Origin of the sequence: Streptomyces sp. AJS327, assembly GCF_013450295.1 — a bacterium.
Lineage (GTDB): Bacteria > Actinomycetota > Actinomycetes > Streptomycetales > Streptomycetaceae > Streptomyces.
Map to the genome: position 1 here is coordinate 1749293 of NZ_SKBR01000001.1, position 9403 is coordinate 1758695.

General features: G+C 71.3%; 1 protein-coding gene. It reads left to right on the top strand.

Annotated elements, in window-relative coordinates:
• Nucleotides 1-17 precede the first annotated feature (17 nt).
• Nucleotides 18-9347, top strand: a complete 9330-nt coding sequence (locus E0L36_RS06970) for a type I polyketide synthase (protein ID WP_180927929.1) — start codon at nt 18-20, stop codon at nt 9345-9347.
• The last annotated feature ends 56 nt before the right edge of the window (nt 9348-9403 follow it).

Below are 9403 nucleotides of genomic sequence, written 5' to 3' on the forward strand. Positions count from 1 at the left end.
GGAACTGGTGACGTGAAATGAGCAACGAAGAAAAGCTCCGCAACTATCTCAAGCGGGCCACGACGGACCTCAACAAGCTGCGCAGGCGACTGTCGGAGTTCGAGGACCAGATGCGCGATCCGATCGCCATCGTCGGCATGGCCTGTCGCTATCCCGGTGGTATCGGTTCGCCGGAGGACATGTGGCGGTTGGTGGCCGAGGGTGGGGAAGGGATCACGGACTTTCCCACCGATCGGGGGTGGGACCTGGGTCGGCTCTACCACCCGGATCCGGACCACCCGGGTACCACGTACGCGCGGTCGGGTGGGTTCCTGCACGACGCGGCCGACTTCGACGCGGGGTTCTTCGGTATCTCGCCGCGTGAGGCGCTGGCGATGGACCCGCAGCAGCGGCTGTTGCTGGAGGCGTCCTGGGAGGTCCTCGAACGGGGCGGTATCGACCCCTCCTCCGTGCAGGGCAGCTCCACCGGGGTGTTCATCGGGGGCACGGCGTCCGCCTATGGTGCCATCGCGGAGCCAGCCATACAGGACCAGGTGGCTGGTTATGCGGTGACCGGTGGGCTGACCAGCGTCATCTCCGGCCGCGTCGCCTACACCCTGGGCCTGGAGGGTCCCGCGGTGACGGTGGACACGGCCTGTTCCTCCTCGTTGGTGGCCCTTCACCAGGCGATCCAGGCCCTTCGCCTGGGCGAGTGCACGATGGCGCTCGCTGGCGGCGTGGCCGTGATGCCGACCCCCCTCGCCTTCATCGACTTCGCCCGGCAGCGTGGCCTGGCGGCCAACGGGCGGTGCAAGGCGTTCGCTGCCGCCGCCGACGGCACCGCCTGGGCCGAGGGTGTGGGTCTGGTGTTGGTGGAGCGGTTGTCGCGGGCGCGGGAGCTGGGACATCGGGTGTTGGCGGTGGTGCGGGGTTCGGCGGTGAACCAGGATGGCGCGTCCAACGGTCTGACGGCGCCGAACGGGCCTTCGCAGCAGCGGGTGATCAAGGCGGCGCTGGTGAACGCGGGGCTGGCTCCGCATGAGGTGGACGCGGTGGAGGCGCACGGTACGGGGACGTCCTTGGGCGATCCGATCGAGGCGCAGGCGTTGCTGGCGACGTACGGGCAGGGCCGCCCGGAGGGGCGTCCGTTGTGGCTGGGTTCGGTGAAGTCCAACATCGGCCACTCGGCCTCGGCGGCGGGGATCGCCGGTGTGATCAAGATGGTGATGGCGATGCGGCACGGGAAGCTGCCACGCACCCTGCACGTCGATGAGCCCTCCCCGCACGTCGACTGGTCCGTCGGTGCAGTCGAGCTGCTGACCGAGACCCGTGACTGGGAGCGGGATGAGGACCGACCCCGCCGCGCCGGGGTTTCCTCCTTCGGGGCCAGCGGCACCAACGCGCACCTCATCGTCGAGGAGGCGGTGGAGGACGCGGAGCCGTCCGAGCCCGCCGCGGCACCGGTCGGCCCCCTGCCGTGGGTGATCTCGGGAGGTTCCCGCAAGGCCCTGCGCGTAGTGGCCACCCGGGTGCGGGAGTTCACCGCGCGGAACGCCGATCTGGAGCCGGTGACCATAGCCGGCGCACTGGCCCACACTCGCGCGAGCCTTGATCACCGGGCCGTGGTGGTGGCTCACGACCGCGAGGAGGCGCTCGCCGCACTGGCCGCGGTGGAGACCGACAGGACGACCGGAGCGGTGGTCACCGGACAGGTAGTCACCGACGAGGCCCGCCCGGTGTTCGTCTTCCCCGGCCAGGGGTCCCAGTGGGTGGGCATGGCCGCCGGCCTCTGGGACGCCTCACCGGTCTTCCGCGAGTCGATGGAGGACTGCCACCGGGCCTTGGCCCCCTATGTCGACTGGGACTTCCACGCGGCTCTCACGGACCCGCAGCTACAGGAACGGGTTGAAGTCGTCCAACCGCTGCTGTGGGCCATGATGGTCTCGCTGGCGGCCGTATGGCGTTCCCACGGCGTGGAGCCCGCGGCCGTGGTCGGTCACTCCCAAGGTGAGATCGCTGCCGCCGTGGTCTGCGGAGGACTGCCGCTGGAGGACGGGGCCCGCGTGGTCGCGCTGCGCTCGCGGGCCGTCGCCGCGCTGGCCGGCCAGGGCGGTATGGTCTCCGTCCCGCTGCCCGCAGACGAGATCGACCTGCCGGACGGCGTGTCGATCGCCGCCGTTAACAGCCCTCGTTCGGTGGTGGTGTCCGGGAGCATCGAGGGCCTGGAGGCGACGCTCGCCTCCGTCGAGCGTGCCCGGCGTATCAACGTGGACTACTCCTCGCACTCCGCCCAGGTGGAGCCCCTGCGCGAAAAACTCGTCCAGGAGCTGGCCGGTACCCGGCCCCGCTCCTCCACGATCCCCCTCTACTCCTCGCTCACCGGCGGGCCGGTGGACACTGCGGGCCTGGACGAGGGGTACTGGTACGAGAACCTGCGCGAAACCGTGCGGTTCGAACAGGTCACCCGTGCGCTGCTGGACGACGGCTTCACCACCTTCGTCGAGGTCTCCGCGCACCCGGTGCTGGCCGTACCGTTGCGCGAGACCGTCGAGTCGCTCGGGGCCGCTGCGGCCGTCGTCGGAACGCTGCGGCGCGACGAAGGCGGCATGGATCGGCTGTCGCTGTCCCTGGGCGAGGCGTTCGTCTCCGGCCTGCCTGTCGACTGGCATCTTCCCGAGCACCGCGTCGACCTTCCCACCTACCCCTTCCAGCGGCGCCGGTACTGGATCGACAGCCCATCCGTCCAGGCTGACGACGGATTCTGGGCGGCGGTCGAGCGCGGTGAACTCGCCCTGGACGGTGAGGCGCTGCGCGCACTTACCTCGTGGCGCGAGAACGCGCTGTACCGCGCTACCGCCGACTCCTGGCGCTACCGAGTCGACTGGCAGCCACTCGCCGACCGGACGGCGTGGCCGCTGACCGGCACCTGGCTGCTGCTGGGCGACGACGGCCCCGAGCGTGACAGCTGGGCCGAAAGGCTCGCCGGCACCGGGGCTCGGGTGCTCACCGGCACGGAGACCGACGGCCTCCCTCAGGAGCCGTTGAACGGCGTGCTGTCGCTCCACGGGACGGCCGCCGCCACCGTGGCCCTCGTGCAGGCCATGGAGCGGGCCGGGTTGGAGGCCTCGCTGTGGTTGGCCACCCGCGGCGCGGTGCTGGACGTCACCGACCCGGAGCAGGCGTCGCTGTGGGGACTGGGCCGCGTCATCGGGCTGGAACATCCCGACCGCTGGGGTGGGTTGCTGGATCTGCCCGCCGAGCTGGACGACGTCGCGTGGGACAGGGCGCTCGCCGCGCTGAGCGGCGTCCATCGCGAGAACCAGCTCGTCCTGCGCGGCTCCGGCCTGTTGGCCTGCCGCCTGATGCGCGCCCCGCTCATCGAGCGGGAGCCCGACACCCCCTGGCGCCCGAGGGGCACTGTCCTGGTCGCCGGCGGCACCGGCGCCTTGGGCGGCCACGTCGCCCGTTGGCTCGCGGCACGGGGCGCCGAGCACCTCGTGCTCACGAGCCGGCGGGGCATCTCAGCCGAGGGTGCCCCGGAGCTGCGTGAGGAACTGCTGGCGCAGGGTGTCCGAGTCACCGTCGCCGCGTGCGACGTCGCTGACCGTGACGCCCTGGCCGAGCTGGTGTCCGGCCTCGATGTCACAGCGGTCGTGCAGGCCGCCGGTGAGGCGCCTTCCGGCCGGCTCGTGGACATCACGACAGAGGACGTGGCGGCCGCGTTGGCCGCCAAGGTCACGGGGACCCGGAACCTCCACGAGCTGCTGCCCGGACCGCTGGACGCCTTCGTGCTCTTCTCCTCCCAGGCGGGGGTGTGGGGCAGTGCTGGTCAGGGTCCCTACGCGGCCGCCAACGCCTACCTGGACTCGTTCGCGCGGTGGCGCAGTGCTCAGGGGCAGGCCGCCACCGCCATCTCCTGGGGGGCGTGGGCGGGCGGCGGGCTGGCCTCGACCGGTGACGCTGAGAAGAGTCTGGCCCGCCGCGGTATCAGTGCCATGGAGCCTGACCTGGCAGTGCAGGCTCTTCAGGAAGCACTCGACCACGGCGAGACCCACCTGCTGGTCGCCGACATCGACTGGGGACGGTTCGTACCGGTCTTCACCGCCGCCGGTCCTCAGCCGCTGATCGCCGACCTGCCCGACGTCGCCAGACTGCTCGAAGCCGACGAGAGTGACGAGCCGGAGTCCGAACTGGCCAAGCAGCTGGCCGGCCTCAGCTCTGACGACCGTCACCGCACCGTGCTGGAACTCGTCCGTACCCGGGCCGCCGACGTTCTCGGCCACTCCTCCCAGGCCGCCGTCGCGCCGACGCGCGCCTTCCAGGAGCTGGGTTTCGACTCGCTGACGGCCGTGGAGTTGCGCAACCGTCTCAACGAGTCGACCGGCGTACGGCTCTCGGCCACCGTGATCTTCGACCACCCCACACCGACGGCGCTGGCGACACACATACTCGGCGAACTCCTGGGCACCGAGGCGACGGCCGTGGGCGAACCGTCGGCCGGAGCCCTGGCGCTCCCTGACGACGATCCGATCGCCATCGTCGGCATGGCCTGTCGCTATCCCGGTGGTATCGGTTCGCCGGAGGACATGTGGCGGTTGGTGGCCGAGGGTGGGGAAGGGATCACGGACTTTCCCACCGATCGGGGGTGGGACCTGGGTCGGCTCTACCACCCGGATCCGGACCACCCGGGTACCACGTACGCGCGGTCGGGTGGGTTCCTGCACGACGCGGCCGACTTCGACGCGGGGTTCTTCGGTATCTCGCCGCGTGAGGCGCTGGCGATGGACCCGCAGCAGCGGCTGTTGCTGGAGGCGTCCTGGGAGGTCCTCGAACGGGGCGGTATCGACCCCTCCTCCGTGCAGGGCAGCTCCACCGGGGTGTTCATCGGGGGCACGGCGTCCGCCTATGGTGCCATCGCGGAGCCAGCCATACAGGACCAGGTGGCTGGTTATGCGGTGACCGGTGGGCTGACCAGCGTCATCTCCGGCCGCGTCGCCTACACCCTGGGCCTGGAGGGTCCCGCGGTGACGGTGGACACGGCCTGTTCCTCCTCGTTGGTGGCCCTTCACCAGGCGATCCAGGCCCTTCGCCTGGGCGAGTGCACGATGGCGCTCGCTGGCGGCGTGGCCGTGATGCCGACCCCCCTCGCCTTCATCGACTTCGCCCGGCAGCGTGGCCTGGCGGCCAACGGGCGGTGCAAGGCGTTCGCTGCCGCCGCCGACGGCACCGCCTGGGCCGAGGGTGTGGGTCTGGTGTTGGTGGAGCGGTTGTCGCGGGCGCGGGAGCTGGGACATCGGGTGTTGGCGGTGGTGCGGGGTTCGGCGGTGAACCAGGATGGCGCGTCCAACGGTCTGACGGCGCCGAACGGGCCTTCGCAGCAGCGGGTGATCAAGGCGGCGCTGGTGAACGCGGGGCTGGCTCCGCATGAGGTGGACGCGGTGGAGGCGCACGGTACGGGGACGTCCTTGGGCGATCCGATCGAGGCGCAGGCGTTGCTGGCGACGTACGGGCAGGGCCGCCCGGAGGGGCGTCCGTTGTGGCTGGGTTCGGTGAAGTCCAACATCGGCCACTCCGGAGGGGCGGCGGGGATCGCCGGTGTGATCAAGATGGTGATGGCGATGCGGCACGGGAAGCTGCCGCGCACCCTGCACGTCGATGAGCCCTCCCCGCACGTCGACTGGTCCGTCGGTGCAGTCGAGCTGCTGACCGAGACCCGTGACTGGGAGCGGGATGAGGACCGACCCCGCCGCGCAGGGGTTTCCTCCTTCGGCGTCAGCGGCACCAACGCGCACATCATCGTCGAGGATGCCGAACACACCACCGCCCCGGCCGAAGGCCCCACCGGGCCGGTGCCCGTGGTCCTGTCCGCCCACAACAACCGGGCGCTGCGGGCACAGGCCGCGCGCCTGGGCGAGTGGAGCGCGGAACACCCGGACGTCCCGGTCTCGGCCGTCGCCACCTCGCTGGCTTTCGGACGGGCGGTTCTCGACCACCGGGCCGTCGTCGTGGCCGAGGACATGACGGAACTGCGTGACGGCGTGACGGCGGTGGCTGGGGGAGACCCGGCCGAGAACGTCGTGTGCGGCAGCGGCGGCACGGCGCTCGGTGGCGTGGCACTCGTCTTCCCCGGGCAGGGCGCCCAGTGGGACGGCATGGCGCGCGACCTGCTCGCCGGGAACCCAGTCTTCGCGCAGGCCGTCGCCGAGTGTGAGGAGGCGTTCGAGGGGCTGGTCGACTGGTCCCTGACCGCCGTCCTGCGCCAGGACGCGGACGCCCCCGGCCTGGATGCCGTCGACGTGGTCCAGCCGGTCTCCTTCTCCGTCATGGTCGGCCTCGCCCGGGTCTGGCAGTCGTTCGGCGTGACGCCCGACGGTGTCGTGGGCCACTCGCAGGGGGAGATCGCGGCGGCCGTCGTCACCGGCGGGCTGTCCTTGGTCGACGGCGCGCGCGTGGTGATCAACCGCAGCAAGGCCATTCGCCGCCTCGCCGGATGCGGCGCGATGGCATGGGTCGCCCTCGACCGCTCGGCAGCCGCGGAACTGCTGGAGCGCGTCCCTGAGGACGTCGGTCAGGTCTGGGTCGCCGCGGCCAACGGACCGCGCGCCACCGTGGTTTCCGGAGACCCGGCGGCCGTGGAGAGGGCGATGGTCCTCTGCGAGGAGGAGGGAGTGCGGGCACGGCGCATCGCCGTCGACTACGCCTCGCACTCGCCACACGTGGACGTCCTCGCTGAGGAGATCAGGCAGGAGCTGGCAGGAATCGAACCGCGGCCGGCCCGTGTGGCGATGGCCTCCTCGGTCACCGGCCAGATGGTCGACGGGGAACGGCTCGACGCGGAGTACTGGCTGACCAACCTCCGCCGGCCGGTGGAGTTCGAGAGCGCCGTGCGCCGCCTGGCCGACGACGGGTACACCCACTTCATCGAGGTCAGCCCGCACCCGGTCCTGGTTCCCGCCCTGACGGAGATCTTCGAGGACGGCGGCCACGAGGCAGTGGCCTGGGGCACGTTGCGCCGCGACGTTCCGGGCCCTCGGCAGATGTACACGGCGTTGGGTGAAGCCTTCGCCCAGGGGCTGCGTCCCGACTGGTCCCCGCTGTTGTCCCCCGAGCTCGCCACCGACGTCGAGCTGCCCGCGTACGCGTTCCAGCGCACCCGCTACTGGCTGGACACCCCGTCGGCTGGCGTTGCCCAGGGGGGTGGCGTGGGACCCGACGAGGTGGAGAGCATGTTCTGGGAGGCGGTCGAACGCGAGGACCTGGAGGCTCTCGCGGCGACCATCGGCACCCGCGGGGACGGGCCGGAGGACGAACACCGGTCCCTGGCCGCCGTCCTCCCCACGTTGTCGGCTTGGCGGCGGCGCAGCCGCGACACCGCCGCGCTCGACTCCTGGGGTTACCGGGTGGTGTGGAAACCGGCGCAGATCCCGGCCGGTGACCCCCGGCCTGGCGGCACCTGGCTGCTCGCCCACTCGCCCGGGCATGAGGCAGATCCCGTGACAGCGATGTGCGAACGGGCCCTGACGGACGGCGGAGCCCAGGTGACCCGTCTCGTCGTCTCCCCGGACGCCGACCGCGACGAGCTGGCCGCCACCCTCGCCGAGCACCTCGACGTCGAGGGGGTGCTGACGCTGACTGGCCTCGCCACGGGCACGGCCACCGGGTACGACGCGGTGTCGGCCAGCACCGCGGCCACTCTGCTACTCGTCCAGGCGTGGGCGGACGCCGGCCAACGAGGACGTCTGTGGGCCGTCACCAGCGGTGGGGTCCGTACAGGTCCCGCCGACCGGCACCTCGACCCCGCACAGGCGCAGATCTGGGGTCTCGGCAGGGTTGCGGCGCTGGAGTACCCCGCAGGCTGGGGCGGACTCGTCGACCTGCCCGCGGAACCCGACGAGGAGACGGTGCGGCAGCTGGCCAATGCACTGACGTGCACCGACGGTGAGGACCAGCTGGCCCTGCGGGCCTCCGGCACACTGGGCCGACGGCTGTCGCGGGCACCGCTGCACGGGACGCCCGCCCGGCGCTGGACGCCGGAGGGAACGACCCTGATCACCGGTGGCACGGGCGGCATCGGCGCCAACGTGGCCCGTTGGCTGGCGCAGGAAGGGGCCGACCACCTTCTGCTCATCAGCCGCAGAGGTGCGGAGGCTCCCGGAGCTGCGGAACTCGAGCACGAGCTTCTGGAGGCGGGTGCCGGCCGGGTCACCGTCGCCGCCTGTGACGTGACGGACCGGGACGCGCTCGCCACACTTCTCGACGGGGCATGCGCGTCCGCGCCACTGCGTTCGGTCTTCCACACCGCGGCGGTGCTGGATGACGCCATGCTGACCACACTGACCATCGGACAGATGGACGCGGTGCTGCGAGTCAAGGTCGGCGGGACGCGGAACCTGCACGAACTGACTGTCAAGGACGACCTGTCGGCGTTCGTCCTGTTCTCCTCCACGGCCTCCGCCTTCGGCTTCCCCGGTCTGGGCAACTACACGCCCGGCAACGCCTATGTGGATGCCTTCGCCGAATGGCGCCGCGACCAAGGCCTGCCCGCCACCACGATCGGGTGGGGCACCTGGGCCGGCGGCGGTATGGCCGACGGGGCCGTCGGTGAGCGTGCCCAGGGCCACGGAATGATGACGATGGAACCCGAACTCGCCACCGCGGCGATGCGCCAGGCCCTCGACCACGACGAGACCTACCGCGTGATCAACGACCTGCGGTGGGACAGGTTCACGTTCATCTTCACCGACGAGCGGCCCAGCAGGTTCATCCAGGACATCCCCGAGGTCGGTGCCGCACTGGCCGACTCCCCGGGCGCCACGCAGGAGCATACGGACGGTGACCCGGCGGCGGGGATCCGCGACAAGCTCCGTGGACAGAGCCCGACGGAACAGACGTTCCTCGTGCTCGAGATGCTGACCAGCGAGATCGCCGTCGTCCTCGGCCATCCGGACGTCAGCGCCCTGGATCCGAGCGGGGCGTTCAAGGAACTCGGCTTCGACTCGCTCACCGCCGTGCAGCTGCGCAACCGCCTCCAGGCGGTCACCGGGCTGGTCCTGCCCTCCTCCATGGTGTTCGACTACCCGAGCCCGCAGGCGCTCGCCGAGCACCTGCTCAGCGAACTGTCCGGTTCCGTCGACGACATGGCGCCGCTGCGGGCAGAGCTGGACCGGCTCGAGGCCGTGCTCGAGACACCCGCCGCACATGACGACGAAGGCCGCGCCGAGGTCGTCGGAAGGCTGCGCTCCATGCTCACACGGTGGCAGGACGCCACCGGTTCGTCGGCTGTTACGGCCTCCGGCGAGGAGGAACTGGCAACGGCCAGTGACAGCGAGCTGTTCGACTTCCTCGACGGCGAACTGGGTTCAGCATGACCCGCACTGACCGCACCGGGCAGGCGCTTCCCCCTGAGGCACCGTGCACTTTCCCA